Here is a 13860-nt window from a genome sequence, read left to right on the forward strand (position 1 = left end):
GATCGAACTCTCGCACGAACTCAGCGTTGGACTTTCGACAGGGTCATCTTCCGCCCCACTCGAAACTGCCTGATTCGTCCACCAGTAGAGCCCCACTGACAATACGATTACACACGGGATAAAGAAGAACGAGGAGAACAAAAACCAAGGTCGCCTCTTTTTAGGCTCTTTCTTGGTCGACGCTGCAGCACTGGACCCTGCGCGTCCAGATGCTTTCGCGGTTTGAGAAAGCTGCGTGCTTCGACTTCGGGCGCTAGCTACTTGAGGCTTTGGAGCTGCCGTTCTAGCTCGGGCGGCCGGCCGCTCTGAATAAGGCCGTCCACTCATCACACAGTCTCAACAACCGCGGTCAACCTCACGGCGAGTGCACCGCGTCCCAGAGGGTTCAGCACATCCTGAGTTGAGATCGCGACGACTTTAACAGGCGGGTACTCCTTGAGCACCTTCTTGAGTTCGAGTATTGCGCGGTCATGGCCTGAACCGACGACGCTAATTACGTCCTGCTGCTTGATGAGAGGCATACGCTGAGCCTAATGAAGCATGTTTAGGTACGCTCGCCGGTTCTGCACCCAGTTCTGGGTGCATTAGGTTTGCTATTCCACAGGGGAACGGCATCGTGATGAGAAGCGAGATATGGGTTGCGAGCCCCTTCGATTCTAGTAACGTGATCGAGAAGATCCTCTAAAACAACAACGCTGAGGTAGCTAAACATCGCGAGTACCAGCATGGAAATTTGGCCGATGGCGTCGAGGATTGACGGGACGATGGTCTCACTTGGCGAGCGACAATGGTGCAGTAACCAGGTTCGAAGCATCTCATTTCGCGTACAGCAATTTGACTACGGGACAGTCGGGATAAATCCGCGAAGGTGCTCCCGAAGCGGCTCGTCGCAGACATAGACGAAGGTGCCCCGAATTCCACGGGTGAGCAGCACAGCGTAGACGTTCTTCACGTATCGCTCGATGTCGGCGTCCGTATACGAGATCCCACGCTTCGGGTTGTTCTCGATGCCCTTCTTGTCGAAGTAGTGAGTTCGGTCAAACCAAATCTTGCCGCTTTTCGCATCGAAGCGTAGGTCCGGGCCAATGATGACCCCTGCGTAATTGAGGTCGTACCCCTGCACGGTATGAATCGAACCAACCTCGTCCAAAGCGGCTGGCGAGTTGATCCAATCTGTGTCCGCGGAGTTCCAACGCCAGCAGCGGTCTTCAATTTCGATATCGTAGGGCCTTTTCGCAAGAGGGATACGTTTCATCCCCTTCTTCTTCGGATCAGACTTCCATTCCCACGCATAGCCAGCAACCAACCTTGCAAGCCCAAATCTCTGGTTTCGCTTACGAATCGCGGCCTCCATCACACTGACTTCATCGAACAGGAGGAATTCGTACTCCCCGAGGTCCGGTAACGGAGCCGGAGCCCCTGCCAGCACGTCTCTCACGAATCGCACGTATTCCTCGCCAGCCTTCACCCGCATCTGTGTCTGCAGCGGGAAGAAGTGATGACTAGCCTTCGCTTCACCGATGACTTCGCCGACCACCTCCGGCGGAAGATCCGCGGGGCGAACGCTTTGTTCAGCATCCATCAACAAGATGCTGTGTTTGCTTTGCTTGCGAATCCAGTCCAGTTGGGTAATCTCCAGTGAGTCTGAGCCGAAGAGACGCTCGTTGATCTTCTCGAAACTCTTATTGAGCATGCCCGACGCCTGATTCGCGCGGTGATTCAAACGATGCGCCTCATCGACAATGAGAACGTCGTATGGTTCGGAGGCCTTTCCCACGTCGAATGCAGTGAGCACCATCGAGCGGTCAAGACCGGGAGCGCGATCGAACACGCGGCCAATCGACGATCGGAGCGACTGCTGGGGAATGACCATTCCCACTCGAAGTCCCACGAGCGCCTCCGGATAGCCTCCTGCAAAGAAGTCCGAAATTGAGCTCCCTTGCTCGGCGTCGTCAATACCGCGCGCAGCTTCGATGTCTCGAAGAGTCTTCACTAGCGAGATGCCAATGACAGTCTTGCCCGTACCGGGATTGCCTGAGACGACCATCGTCGTTGATTGACTCTTTTCGAAATCGTCGAATAGAGCTTCCAGAATGTCGTGAACTGCGCGCTCCTGGTCAGGGACGAGCGACTTGAAGGGCGAGAGCTTGAAGAAATCACTGTTCTCGATCGCCTCGAGCGACTGCCGAAAGAGGCCTCGACTGCGGAGCTCCTCAAAAATCTCACGGAATCGCGTCTGAAAAGCCTGACGACCGGCATACTGTTCGTTGCGGTGCCCATCATTCGCATTGATGACCGTGTATTCGCCATCAGAGTAAAACCATTGAATGAGCAGCGACTCTAGGTCGTAACAGGCCGACCGGTGAAAGGTGTCGTCGAGAAGAATCCGCGCGACATCGAGGTGCTTCTTTTTAGGATCTCGTGTGTGCTGAGCCATTCGAAGAAGGGCACTTCCGGTTTCGCCTACGTATACATCCTTGTGGTTGTTGATTGCATACACCGCAGGCCAGTTAGTCAATCGCCCCGTGGGGTCGGGATAGTCTCGGATGCTGTCAGCGTCGAAAGGGATCTTCTCGATCTCAAAGCTGGTCATACTTGGCACTCCGCCCACGAGCAGCCTCGACGGGGTACTTCTCTCGAGTGATCTCAAGCTTCTCGAGCACTATTTCGTCCGGATCCACGCCCAATCGGTCGGCGAGCTCGTAGCAGTAGGTCAAGACATCGGCGAGCTCAAGGCGTACTCGATCGGTGTCGAATTCTGGAGACCATTGGAACTCCTCTAGAAGCTCCCCCGACTCAATGGCAATCGACTTCGCGAGGTTCTCTGGCGAATGAAACTGCGCCCATTCTCGCTCGACGATGAATGCGCGCAACGCGGACATCACTGTTTCACTAGTCACGTTCCTCAGCCTAATTGCTCGCTCAGAGGCCTGGCGCAATCCGTCATCTTATAAGTCAAGGTGACCCGTTGCCTGTGGCATTTTCTAAGCCAGTGTCCGGGGCGCGCGCGAGCTGCCGGAGCCAAAGCTAAGCCACTCGCACTAACGCTTCAAGCGTCCCTACGCCGACAATAGGGATCCCGTAGTCGCGCGCTTTGCGTGCCTTGCCCGACAAACTGTCCGGGTCAGCCGCAACAACGAGCGAGACCTTCTTCGTGACTCCAGACCAGGGGATAAAGCCGTGTTCAGTCAACATTGATTCATAGTACGAACGCGGCATCTCCATGTCCCCGGTGAGTACGACAAGGGCCCCGGGCTCGAGGGCAAGGCCTACTGAAGGGTCAGGCGCCCCTGCGAGATCATCGAGCTCAACGTTCGCGGCTGCCAGATGAACCTGTTCCACCTCTGGCAACACCAACGCGTCGCGACGAACCTCCTCGGCGATTCCGAGCAGCTCGCCCACTCGGTTAATCTCGTCGAGCTCCTCATCGCTAAGGATGCCGTCGACCCACGCCGCCGCCACAAGATCGTCGAAGTACTGAGTGTGCAGCGCGTTCCGAGACCGGTCTTCGATATGCAGGTCAGAAGCGAGATCATGCAGCGAATCAGCTTCAGCAAGTGTGATGAATCCATCCGCGAGCGCCTGATCAAGCTGCGCGAGGTAGGTACGTTGCTCAATCTCGATATCGTTATTCACAATGAGGTCCGGCAGCAACGCCATCGCGTCGTGCAGGAATGAGCGACCTACCGGCTGCTCACGGGTGCGCGACACCCAAGGAGTTCCAGATGCCGCCAATGTCGGCCAGGCCCAGCGCTCCGCGAAACCACGGTAGCGCCTCCACACTGCGTGCCTCGGGTCTTGCTGAAGGTACGCGCCGAGCAGCTCCGCCGTCGCATACGCGTCAGCCCGCGCCTCGTGCGCGTTCTTCAAAGAAATGTCGAAGGCTGCACAACAGTCAGCGAGAGCACGCCGCGAACCCGGCAGGAACAGCCGCGCGAGGTTCATCGTGCAGAGCGCTTCGTCGTTAGCCACGGGCGAGGATGCGTGCGCATGCTGCAGCTCGGCGCGTAGAAAACGCGCTTCGAACGAAGCATTGTGAGCAACCAGTACCCGATCCTTCAGAAGGTGGACGAAGTCCCCAGCAATCTCCTCGAACACGGGCGCATTCATCACATCTCGCCCGCGCAATCCGTGAATATGCACGGGACCGAGGTCACGGTTTGGATTGAGCAAGGTCTCGTAAGTGCCCTCGATTGCGCCATTCGGATCAACGTGCACAACGGCCACTTCGATGACGCGGTGATGATATTCGGGTGAGAGGCCCGTCGTTTCAAAGTCAATGACGGAGTAACCGTTGAATGCCATGCCTGCACTGCCTTCCGTAGCGCTTCATCCATAGTTCCAACGAATGTGCAGGCTGTCATCACCCCATTCGGAGGGCACGCTGAACACTCTGAGCAGGTCCCTTCAGGTACAGCGGTCTTGAGCGTTGCCTCGTCCCCAGGTCCGGCCGTCCGCGCACGACCATGCACAGTCGAGCCAGAATGACCAGGAACAAACATACAGACAGGACTGGCCGTTCCGCCTGTAATCGCCAGTGACTCTATGTCTCGACGCTACAAACCCGGCCTTATTCGGGCAACGACAATTGCGACGCGTAATGTTTGGCCCTTTTCTCGGACTTACCGTTGCGGTGAGGGCTGGAATCATTGGAGCGCGCTCAACAGCCCAGAAATCCTCAGTCGCAGGCGATGCCGTCACCGTCCCGGTCCAGATCGTATACGTCGGGACCAACTACTCGAAGGGGTCCGGAAACATACGCTGGACCGTTGCCGCTTCCCCCTGCGCAGTCGACGTCGCTCGCGATCGGAACGCAGACGCCCGCGTAACTTGTATGACAACCGTTGTTGGAAGGCGGCTCTTCCGCGGGAGGGGGCTGTCGAGTCCCGACCGAAGCTACCTCGTCAATCGGCGATATCGTAACCACTTCCGAGATTACTTTGCGTGATACCTCTTCATCGTGCCGAAAGACGACCTCGTAAGTGACCGTCTTTTCACCTTCCACGCCGATGGTCGTAACCTCCGTCGTGCCTATATCGCGTCCTGGATCTTCCCGAGTAACTCGCTCGAAAGGGATAGCCACGGTTTCAACAACAGTGGTGACACGAACGGTGGGGGTCGGCGTCGCTGCTCGAGATGTCGCAGGTGGGACGCTCGGCGATGAGGAGGTACTCGCAACTGCCTCGATATCGCTTGCCTCCCATTCCGAACCTTGCGCAGCACCCCCGACGATCAGGAGAACGAGGCTAAGAGAAAGCACGATCCACGCTGATCCGCCGCTGCGAAGCTTACCCGCTGACCTCGACCCGCGAACGAGCGCTACGGCACCCACGGCAGCGCCCACTATCCCTGTGAGAATCAACAAGGCAGGCGCATAAGCCACTAGGAAGCCAATGACCAGAAAAGACCCAATCACCGCTACAACTAGCCGCGGACGAGATTCCCGCATACGGCTCAGCACTGTTCGCCACTGACTCAAGAGATGCACCTCGCTGCTCGTAGAAATGACGAAACATTGCAGCGATCGCATGGGTCACACTCGGGATTGACGTCCGCTGTCTTGCGGTTCAAGATTGGCGCATATTGGCCCGCACTTCATTCCCCCAGAACAGGGGGGGAAGGGAGCGCACACGGTTGCAGGATCACCCTCTTCACGCGTGCTGAATAGCTACTTGCTTCCGCGAGCGTCAGCGCGCGAACGCGAAGCCGCTGAAGAGCAGATACGCGAGTCTTATCGAAAAGCGATGCGAATATTTGGGCTTGAGCCCCGCCACATCGAAGAAATCAGACGAGGTTGAAAGGACTTCGGTTGAGAACGCGATGACGTCGCTGCTTGTGAGGCAAGCCGGAGGGATCCCTGTCGCCGGTGCGGATTTGGCTTACGTCAGATCGTTGACCACATCGGAGGTGCGCGAGCTCGCCGCCGCTCCCTTGGTAGCGGAAGCAGAGGATTGATGCAGCATCTGCAGAGTCATCGCTACTATGAACACTCATGAGCCCCGACGCAATGTACTCATCCGCTGAGCAGCAAGCAATCCGCGAGGACTTGTTTCGCTGGCTGGATCGTCGACTTGAGTTCGGGACGTATGAATTCGCGCGCGAAGAACTGCTCGGCTACACGTATGACGGGGTACGCATTCCGCTGCTGGACACCTCACGCGGCATCCGGAACCCTCGGGAATTCGACGCGACGCTGAGCATTATGACAAGTTCACAAGGTCCATACGACGATGCAGTCACCGACGATGGGTTCGTCCACTATCGCTATCAATCTCGGGACGGTGGTGACAACCGCAAGCTCAAGCGTGCACACGAGCTTGGCGTTCCACTCGTGTATTTTCACGGCGTCCGACCGGGAGTTTTCGTTGCGACGTATCCGGTTTACGTTATCGCCGATGACGAGGCGAATCGTACGTTCCTCATTGCGCTCGACGATTCTCTGCGCTTCTTTGGTGACCCGCTTCACATGTCGGACCACGAGCGCCGCTACGGCGAGCGCATGGCACGCCAGCGCCTGCACCAACCGTTGTTCCGGGCGCGGGTCATACATGCCTACGCGAACACCTGCACGGTGTGCCACCTGAAGCATCCTGAGCTCTTGGACGCTGCCCACATTGTTGCCGATTCCGACCCGAACGGGATTGCCACCGTGCCAAATGGGCTCACGCTCTGCAAAATGCATCATGCTGCGTACGATCGCAACCTCATGGGCATCTCAGCTGACTACATCGTGCACATCAACGATGGCCTCCTTCATGAGGTTGACGGCCCGATGCTCAAGCATGGGCTTCAGGAAATGCATGGGCGCCGAATCGAATTGCCGCAGCGACGTGCAGATTATCCTTCGAAGGAGCGGCTCGACGAGCGCTTCCTGGCATTTGACAGGTAGCTAAAGCCTCTCTGGCGCCACACTGGTATTTTCTCTAACCTGTACGCTGAAATCTGGCCCGTCATACATGGCAGGATCGCTCAGCCAGCGAATAGCGGGGCCCCATAATCGATCGCTCATAGGAAGCGGCCCGTTGGTCGGGTCGGGCCCGACCAACGAATCGTTTATTGGGTGTCTAGGAAGGTCAGCGTGCGACCATGCGGTACTAGGCGCGTCCCTTTCTCCGCAAGTAGTCCTCGTTCAGCACCGCTCGTCCTGCCGTTTCAATCATGAGCTGGGTTCCGAGGAGTGATGTGTTGTTGGACGGCACATCCAACATCGGGTTGATCTCGACCACGTCGAGCCCGGCCAGTTCCCGCTTTGCGACAATCGAGAAAATGATCTGTCGAAGCTCGTTGTAGGTCAGCCCATCCGCCTCCGCCGAGGCGCAGCCCGGCACCAGGGGAAGATCGAGAATGTCGATGTCGATGCTTATGTAGACACGCCCGCTGTCTGGCAGGGCACTGAGGATGCTCTCCGCGCCATTCCGGCGGTAGTCCGCCATTGTCACTACTTGATTCCCGTTTTCTCGGGCGCGGTTGAGGTCGTCGATGCTTGCTCTTAAGCCACGTGCCCCAACTTGCACCATCTTTGTCACGTTCGGCAGTTTGCCGATCTTCAGCATGGGGCTGCCGTTCCCGTATTCAGCTCCATGAAAAAACGGGCGGTAGTCCAGGTGTGCGTCAAAGTGCACTATCGTGATCGGGTCCTGATAGGCACGCGCGACACCGTAGCTGACGGCGTGATCACCGCCCATGACAAGAGGAATCGCGTCAGCCTCGATGATCTGACTGACCGAATCGCTGATGTTTTTATACGTGGCCTCTGGGTTTGTATAGATGATGTCGACATCACCACAGTCAGCGATGCGCTCGTTGCCCATCTCGTACTCAAGAAAACGACGATCCGTTTCGATGTCGTAGTATCCCGCTCGGCCCTGCATCTTTCCGTAGCCTGCGTATCGAACTGACATCTCGCGCATCTGTCGCGGTGCAAAACGCGCACCTGGGTACCAGGGAGAGCCTTCGTCCGAGGGCACGCCAAGAACCGCTATATCGGCGTCGAGGGTGCTGAGGTCCTGAACAATCGGGGACCGCATGTACGACGGAATACCCACGAAGGGAAGGTTCAATCGGTCAACTTGTTTACGCTCATTCATATTCATGAGGCTTCCTCTCTAGAAATCACATTTCGGGACAGTATGGAGCGGGAGAACTACTCGAGATTGACTAATGACCACTCCAGAATGTTGTCGAGAAGTCCCAGCGAGCCACCGGGCTTCATTGCTTCGATCTCTGCCAACAAGTTGTCCAAGTGAACCCGCATAGAGTCCTCGGCGCCCTCTGCGTCACGACGGAGAATGGCATCGATAATGTCATCGTGGTAATGGATGCTTGATTCGTGCGTTCGCTCTTGCTGAAGGACGACATCCATTGCCGCTTCGACACGCCCGGTACGCTCATGCAGCGCTTCATTGAGCACAAGCAATACGAATGGGTTCTTGGACTTGCGGGCTATGTAACGGTGGAAGTCCAACGCGATACCTCGCGGTTGAGGGCCTCCCGGGGCAACGGCCTCCCGATAGTGCACCTGCATTTCGCGGAGGCGCTCAATGTCATCCTCCGTAGCAGAAGCTGCGAATTCCCGGGCGGCCTCAGGCTCAACAGCCCGCCGAATTCGGAACATCTGCTCAAGACCCTCCGAGGTTGAGATCGACTGCACTGTCTTGAGTAGTCCAGCTCGCTCCTCTCTTTCAAGAATGCTCTTGAAGAGCGCAAGACCGCTCGGGCTCAGAATGCGCCCTTCTCGGCCCGACTGGAAACACAGGCCTTCTCGTTCAATGTCTTTTAGTCTGCGCGCCAACGTTGATTGGGACGCATACCCAAGACCATGCTGAATTAGCGCGGCGTCAACATCAGCGATCGACATTGGTCTATTCGCCTGCCCGAGAGTACGAATCAGGTCGTCACGATCAGGTTCACGCAACACGTCGCTCATTCTCGTTTCCTTCCACCACACCGGTCTTTTTATACATCTGCGCGTAGTTCCAGTCTCTTGGCGGCCAGGCTCAAGCTGTAATTGAGCACGAAATAGACCACTGCGGCGAATCCGAATAACATGAACGGTTCCGTCAGCTCTCGAGAGTTGACGAGATTCACCCTGTTGAAGAACTCAAAGACTCCGACTACCGCCGCCAAGGAGCTGTCTTTTACAAGTTTGGTGAACTCAGACACGAGCGCGGGCGTCATGCTCCGAATTGCTTGGGGCAAGATAACGAGTCGCATTGCTTGGAAGTAGCTCAGGCCGCTTGCCCGAGCTGCTTCCATCTGCCCTGGTTTGACACCCAGAATGCCGGTCCTAATTACTTCCGCCACGTATGCGCTCGCGAAAATCGTCAGCGCTAAGGCTGCCGACCAGAACGGATCTACATTCACACCAATTCCGGCAAGACCAAAGAAGATGTAGAGGATAAAAATGATGAGCGGGATGCTCCGCACTAGCTCGATATAGGCGATGGAAGGGTACTTCAAATAGGGACGCTTTGAGATTCTTCCCGCAGCAAACACAACTCCTAGAATGAAGCTCCCAATGATAGAGACCGCGGCCAGACCGAGGGAGTACCCAAGCCCGCTGATCATGAATGACCAGTTGTTGAAAATCACGTCGAAGTTCATGCTTGCGTCCTCATCGTCTGAGTCATTGTGGGCAAAGCTTTCGGCTTTCCGGTCTTCTTCGAGAGCCGTTTCTCGAGACGATTGAGCAGTAGTGCCTCCATCAAACAAATGACGGCAAAGATGACTGCCACCGCTGTGAATGCTTGAACGCCACGGAACGTCGCTGCCTCAATTTCCTGCGCCTGGAACACGAGATCCGCGACGCCAAGAAAGAGCACGATTGAAGTGTTTTTTGTCGCCCCAATCCACTGGTTTCCCAGCGCGCCGACTGTGTTGCGCAATACCTGAGGGATGATGACGCTGACCATCGATCTCCAGTAGCCAAGGCCAGACGCGCGTGAAGCTTCCATCTGCCCTTTTGGAATCGACTGCAATCCACTCCGGAACACTTCAGCGATGTACGTCGACGTATATACCGTCAGACCAAGAACCCCCGCGATGAACGCATTGGAATAGATTGCGTTCAACGGCGCGAAGAAGTCTCGAACAATCGCGACGCTAAAGATCGCAAAACCCCAGAATACGAGCTGTACCACAAGCGGCACATTTCGGAAGAACTCTACGTACGCGGTAAGAAGCCAACGAAGCGGTGCTGATCTACGGCCGTGAGTCACTCGACCGAGTGCGACGAGCATGCCCAGAATCGTCGAGAGCACGATTGCGTAGAACGCCAGCTGCAGCGTGACAAGTAGGCCATCCCAGAGCATCCCTAGTCCAGGTTGGGTTAGTACCGAGTCCCAATTACCCATGAGTATTACTCCGTCCTATGACTCTGTGATCTTGTAGACGTCCGGGAGCGCCTTACTCCACCATTTGAGATAAATTTCCTCATAAGTGCCGTCATCTTGAAGATCAAGAAGCGCGCCGTTGAACGCATCGACGAACTCGACGTCTCCATCACGGAACCCGGCCGCAATCGGCCCATCTGCAAAGGGTTCCCCAACTATCTCCACAGGCTGCCCTGCTGCGTCTGACGAAACTTTCAGCCCGTATAGGATCCCAACCGTCGTTGTCACGGCCTCGGCTTCGCCTCGATAGAGCGATTGCAGAGCGTCTGGCCAGGATTGGTACGTGACCGTGGACGTGCCCTCTGGAGCATTCTCAAGGAGTGTCTGCTCCTCCGGAGTGCCCTGCACAACCGCAACCGTGCTTTCGGGCCCGAGGTCGTTAATGCTCTCGATCTCAGATCCCTCGGGTACGAGTAGTGACTGCCCGTCTGAGAAGTAGTCGATCGAGAAGTCGATCGACTCGTCTCGTTCAGGTGTCCGAAGCATAGAGGCCATCAGCACATCGACCTTGCCGCTATTCAAATTGAGGATTCGATTCTGCGAGTTCACCTGCACAAACTCGACTTCCACACCGAGCTCATCTGCGACGGCGGCCGCGAGGTCAACGTCGAACCCGGCCACAGATGATTGCCCCTCTGGGATGTAGCCGAACGGTCGCGTATCAAACTTCACACCAACGGTCAGTACCCCATCTGCGAGCGCTGCCTCCAAGGAATCCTGATCCGTTGACTCTCCGCTAGAGCAAGCGGTGACCGTGAATAATGCGAGGATTGCTGCACCTGCGCCCAGTGAGGCGTGGAAGCGTCGTGACTTCTTTGTCTTCATTTTCGGTTGGCTCTTCTGCTGGCTCATGTCCTGGGTGATCAAACCGCAAGCACCTTCGACAGGAAATCCTTTGTGCGATCATGGTGCGGGTCCTCGAAGAACTCGTCGGGTGTTCGAACTTCGATGATCTGCCCGGCATCCATAAACACAACGCGATCCGCAACCTTGCGCGCAAAGTTCATTTCATGCGTGACTACTGCCATGGTCATTCCGCCCTCGGCCAGATCAGCCATGACATCGAGGACTTCTTTAATCATCTCCGGGTCTAGTGCGCTAGTCGGCTCGTCGAATAGCATCATCTTCGGACTCATCACGAGCCCACGAGCGATCGCCACACGTTGCTGTTGCCCTCCGGACAACTGCGCGGGATATTTGTCAGCCTGCTCAGGAATTCCGACTCGCTGGAGGAGCTTCCTCGCCCGATCCGTCGCCTCGCTTTTCGACATGCGTCGCAGTTTCACCGGAGCAAGCATGACGTTGTCGAGGATCGACATATGTGGGTACAGGTTGAATTGCTGAAAGACGAAGCCGATTTCGGCCCGCAACGCGTTGAGGTTCGACTTCGGAGAGTTCACGGAGACACCGTCGACAGTCAAAGATCCACTACTGATGCCGTCGAGCCCGTTAATAGTGCGCAGCAACGTACTTTTCCCAGACCCCGAAGGCCCCAGGATGACAACGACTTCGCCTTCGTCAATCTCAAAGTTGATGTCTCGTAGTGCCTGATACTCACCAAACCACTTGTTCACGCCGTCGAAACGGATCACCATCGACCTCCGCCCTCGGGCCATACCGCCAGCGGTTCGCTCACAGGATGGCACTAAAATCATGTGTGAATGATTAGAGCAATGTTTGACGATGGTGTCAATAGATGTTGTCTATGTCATTTTTGACATATGCATTTTCGCGATACAAATGGGGCCGAGCCTGGTCACTCGTCGGACACTAATGAATCGCTCGTTCAATGACTAGGTAAAGCTACGTCGCGCCCAACAGAAGGGGCGATGACACCCGAGTCGCGCCTTCGCTCGAAGTCTCAAAGCGTGTGCCACCCGCCGTTCACCGCAATGCTTTCCCCCGTAATGTACGACGCCCGATCGCCGACGAGGAAGTCAACGGCGTCGGCGACCTCGTCTGCCGTCGCGAAGCGTTGGAGGGGCACTTGGGCCGCGAGCTCGCTGACGTTGTGTTCTGGAACCGCGGCCATCATCGGCGTCGCGACGAACCCGGGGGCAACCCCATTGACGCGGACGCGCTTCGGGGCCAACTCTCGGGCAAGGGATGCTGTCAAAATACGCAGACCACCCTTTGAAGCCGCGTACGCCGCCGACGATGGGATGTTCGGTGGGAACGAGGCATCAACCGAACCGCCAGTGCCCATCCACGCGACGATCGACAGTACGTTCACGATCGACGCAGATCCGTCCTCCGGAAGGTGCGGATATGCTTGCTGCGCCAGCAGGAACGGAGCCTTCAGGTTCACGGCCAGAACCGCATCCCACTCCCCCTCAGAGATGTCGAAGAATGCCCGTTTGTGCCCATCGTCTTTCGGCGAGATGCCCACGGCATTCACAATCGCACCGATCGGAGCTGCCGCTCTCGCGGCATCGACCACGGCCCGATTGGCGTCACCCGTTGTGAGGTCTCCGCCGACTCCACAATGCCGACCAGAGACGACGAGAGGCAGAGCTGACGCAGCGCGTTCGGCTTCGGCCGCATCGGCGTCGGCGACGATCACGATGTAGCCGGACGTGGCAAGACGACGGCCAATCGCGGTGCCAATGCCACCGGCGCCACCAGTGACGATCGCGCTTCGCGGTTCCCTCAGAGGCATCCATCTTCTCCTTCGCTCGTTTGCGTAATCGGTACCTCACACGGCCCACCGGCTGCCTGAAGTGCGATGGCGGCCAGCTCGCGAAGGCGCTTCTCGCCTCCCCTGTGCGTAGGACACGACACCACAAGCGCGACACGGTCACGCCAGGTTCGTCCGCCGAGCAGCACCGCGATCGAGTCGACGTCACGCTCGGATTCCTGCAGCGCCATGGCCCAGCCGCGCTCACGGGTAACCGACAATTCATCAAGCAAAACCGTGCGATCGACGATCGTGCGCGGCCCAAGTCTCGCCAGGCGCATCGGTAGAAGGCTGAGCACTTGTCCGTCGTCGAGAAGCGACAGCAGCAGCTTCCCCCCAGCCATCGCATGAGCTGGTGCAACCATGCCAATTCGGAGGCCAATGCTCGGCGTGCGCGGCGAACGGCGCCCCTCGGTGACCATCACCCGATCACCAGTAAGAACGGCGGCATGCACGTCTTCACCAGTTTTTTCTCGCACGCACTCAAGAACTGGGCGATGCGCGTATCGCTCGCTCGGGGACGTCGCGCCCGGCATTCCCATGCGCATAATCGCTGGCCCGGCAACGAAGCCTCGACCCGACGAGGACGGAGAGACGTATCCGCGCAATTCGAGTGTGCGCAGGATCCGGTGCGCACGCGAGCGACCGATACCCATGTGGGCCGCAAGCTCTCCAACTGTCGTGCGATCGCGGATGAGCACGAAGTCGAGCGCTCGCAACCCGACGTCGAGACTAGCGATGGTGTAATCATCGCTAGTCTCGACGCCCAGTGAATCTACGACCATTGGAAAG

General features: G+C 57.1%; 14 protein-coding genes. 1 reads left to right on the top strand and 13 read right to left on the bottom strand.

Going from position 1 to position 13860, the window contains the following annotated elements; genetic code table 11:
* Nucleotides 1-326: 326 nt before the first annotated feature.
* The 5 genes from HCR84_RS16195 to HCR84_RS16215 all read right to left on the bottom strand — a co-directional run bounded on the left by HCR84_RS16195 (nt 327) and on the right by HCR84_RS16215 (nt 5530).
* The gene (locus HCR84_RS16195; RefSeq protein WP_166979326.1) at nt 327-521 is read right to left on the bottom strand and encodes a hypothetical protein; all 195 of its coding nucleotides are present in this window, start codon (nt 519-521) and stop codon (nt 327-329) included.
* A 317-nt stretch (nt 522-838) separates the two neighbouring features.
* Nucleotides 839-2593 (bottom strand): DUF2075 domain-containing protein, encoded by a 1755-nt coding sequence (locus HCR84_RS16200; protein ID WP_166979324.1) that lies wholly within the window; start codon nt 2591-2593, stop codon nt 839-841.
* Nucleotides 2580-2882, bottom strand: coding sequence for a nucleotide pyrophosphohydrolase (locus HCR84_RS16205; protein ID WP_195706739.1), 303 nt, complete (start codon nt 2880-2882; stop codon nt 2580-2582). The genes HCR84_RS16200 and HCR84_RS16205 overlap by 14 nt, the downstream gene beginning before the upstream one ends.
* Before the next feature lie 145 nt (nt 2883-3027).
* Nucleotides 3028-4305 (bottom strand): exonuclease domain-containing protein, encoded by a 1278-nt coding sequence (locus HCR84_RS16210; protein WP_166979320.1) that lies wholly within the window; start codon nt 4303-4305, stop codon nt 3028-3030.
* Nucleotides 4306-4678: 373 nt separating this feature from the next.
* Nucleotides 4679-5530, bottom strand: coding sequence for a G5 domain-containing protein (locus HCR84_RS16215; protein WP_338040109.1), 852 nt, complete (start codon nt 5528-5530; stop codon nt 4679-4681).
* 462 nt (nt 5531-5992) lie between these two features.
* Here HCR84_RS16215 and HCR84_RS16220 point away from each other — a divergent pair, with 462 nt between their 5' ends.
* Nucleotides 5993-6889, top strand: coding sequence for an HNH endonuclease (locus tag HCR84_RS16220; RefSeq protein ID WP_166979318.1), 897 nt, complete (start codon nt 5993-5995; stop codon nt 6887-6889).
* 205 nt (nt 6890-7094) lie between these two features.
* Here HCR84_RS16220 and HCR84_RS16225 read toward each other — a convergent pair whose 3' ends face one another.
* The 8 genes from HCR84_RS16225 to HCR84_RS16260 all read right to left on the bottom strand — a co-directional run bounded on the left by HCR84_RS16225 (nt 7095) and on the right by HCR84_RS16260 (nt 13853).
* A complete protein-coding gene (locus HCR84_RS16225) occupies nt 7095-8093 on the bottom strand; it encodes an arginase family protein (RefSeq protein ID WP_166979316.1) in 999 nt (332 codons plus the stop codon).
* Nucleotides 8094-8143: 50 nt separating this feature from the next.
* Entirely contained in the window at nt 8144-8926 is a 783-nt protein-coding gene (locus tag HCR84_RS16230; protein ID WP_166979314.1) for a FadR/GntR family transcriptional regulator, read from the bottom strand.
* Between the two features lie 29 nt (nt 8927-8955).
* On the bottom strand, nt 8956-9603 hold the full coding sequence (locus tag HCR84_RS16235) for an amino acid ABC transporter permease (RefSeq protein ID WP_166979312.1): 648 nt from the start codon (nt 9601-9603) through the stop codon (nt 8956-8958).
* Nucleotides 9600-10352, bottom strand: coding sequence for an amino acid ABC transporter permease (locus HCR84_RS16240; protein ID WP_166979310.1), 753 nt, complete (start codon nt 10350-10352; stop codon nt 9600-9602). The genes HCR84_RS16235 and HCR84_RS16240 overlap by 4 nt, the downstream gene beginning before the upstream one ends.
* Nucleotides 10353-10367: 15 nt before the next feature.
* Nucleotides 10368-11243 carry a transporter substrate-binding domain-containing protein gene (locus tag HCR84_RS16245; protein ID WP_195706663.1) on the bottom strand — a complete coding sequence of 292 codons (876 nt, stop codon included), beginning with the start codon at nt 11241-11243 and terminating at the stop codon, nt 10368-10370.
* Nucleotides 11244-11254: 11 nt separating this feature from the next.
* The gene (locus HCR84_RS16250) at nt 11255-11986 is read right to left on the bottom strand and encodes an amino acid ABC transporter ATP-binding protein (protein ID WP_195706664.1); all 732 of its coding nucleotides are present in this window, start codon (nt 11984-11986) and stop codon (nt 11255-11257) included.
* 266 nt (nt 11987-12252) lie between these two features.
* Nucleotides 12253-13050 (bottom strand): SDR family NAD(P)-dependent oxidoreductase, encoded by a 798-nt coding sequence (locus tag HCR84_RS16255; protein WP_166979306.1) that lies wholly within the window; start codon nt 13048-13050, stop codon nt 12253-12255.
* A complete protein-coding gene (locus HCR84_RS16260) occupies nt 13041-13853 on the bottom strand; it encodes an IclR family transcriptional regulator (protein WP_166979303.1) in 813 nt (270 codons plus the stop codon). The genes HCR84_RS16255 and HCR84_RS16260 overlap by 10 nt, the downstream gene beginning before the upstream one ends.
* Between the last annotated feature and the right edge of the window lie 7 nt (nt 13854-13860).

It is taken from the genome of Paramicrobacterium fandaimingii, from assembly GCF_011751745.2.
In the GTDB taxonomy this organism is placed as follows: Bacteria; Actinomycetota; Actinomycetes; order Actinomycetales; family Microbacteriaceae; genus Paramicrobacterium; species Paramicrobacterium fandaimingii.

Coding starts and splice junctions, on each gene's coding strand:
- HCR84_RS16240 (WP_166979310.1), bottom strand. CDS start 10,352: ATGGGTAATTGGGACTCGGTACTAACCCAACCTGGACTAGGGATGCTC.
- HCR84_RS16205 (WP_195706739.1), bottom strand. CDS start 2,882: ATGTCCGCGTTGCGCGCATTCATCGTCGAGCGAGAATGGGCGCAGTTT.
- HCR84_RS16250 (WP_195706664.1), bottom strand. CDS start 11,986: ATGGTGATCCGTTTCGACGGCGTGAACAAGTGGTTTGGTGAGTATCAG.
- HCR84_RS16230 (WP_166979314.1), bottom strand. CDS start 8,926: ATGAGCGACGTGTTGCGTGAACCTGATCGTGACGACCTGATTCGTACT.
- HCR84_RS16225 (WP_166979316.1), bottom strand. CDS start 8,093: ATGAATATGAATGAGCGTAAACAAGTTGACCGATTGAACCTTCCCTTC.
- HCR84_RS16245 (WP_195706663.1), bottom strand. CDS start 11,243: ATGAGCCAGCAGAAGAGCCAACCGAAAATGAAGACAAAGAAGTCACGA.
- HCR84_RS16210 (WP_166979320.1), bottom strand. CDS start 4,305: ATGGCATTCAACGGTTACTCCGTCATTGACTTTGAAACGACGGGCCTC.
- HCR84_RS16260 (WP_166979303.1), bottom strand. CDS start 13,853: ATGGTCGTAGATTCACTGGGCGTCGAGACTAGCGATGATTACACCATC.
- HCR84_RS16255 (WP_166979306.1), bottom strand. CDS start 13,050: ATGCCTCTGAGGGAACCGCGAAGCGCGATCGTCACTGGTGGCGCCGGT.
- HCR84_RS16220 (WP_166979318.1), top strand. CDS start 5,993: ATGAGCCCCGACGCAATGTACTCATCCGCTGAGCAGCAAGCAATCCGC.
- HCR84_RS16195 (WP_166979326.1), bottom strand. CDS start 521: ATGCCTCTCATCAAGCAGCAGGACGTAATTAGCGTCGTCGGTTCAGGC.
- HCR84_RS16200 (WP_166979324.1), bottom strand. CDS start 2,593: ATGACCAGCTTTGAGATCGAGAAGATCCCTTTCGACGCTGACAGCATC.
- HCR84_RS16235 (WP_166979312.1), bottom strand. CDS start 9,603: ATGAACTTCGACGTGATTTTCAACAACTGGTCATTCATGATCAGCGGG.
- HCR84_RS16215 (WP_338040109.1), bottom strand. CDS start 5,530: ATGCGATCGCTGCAATGTTTCGTCATTTCTACGAGCAGCGAGGTGCAT.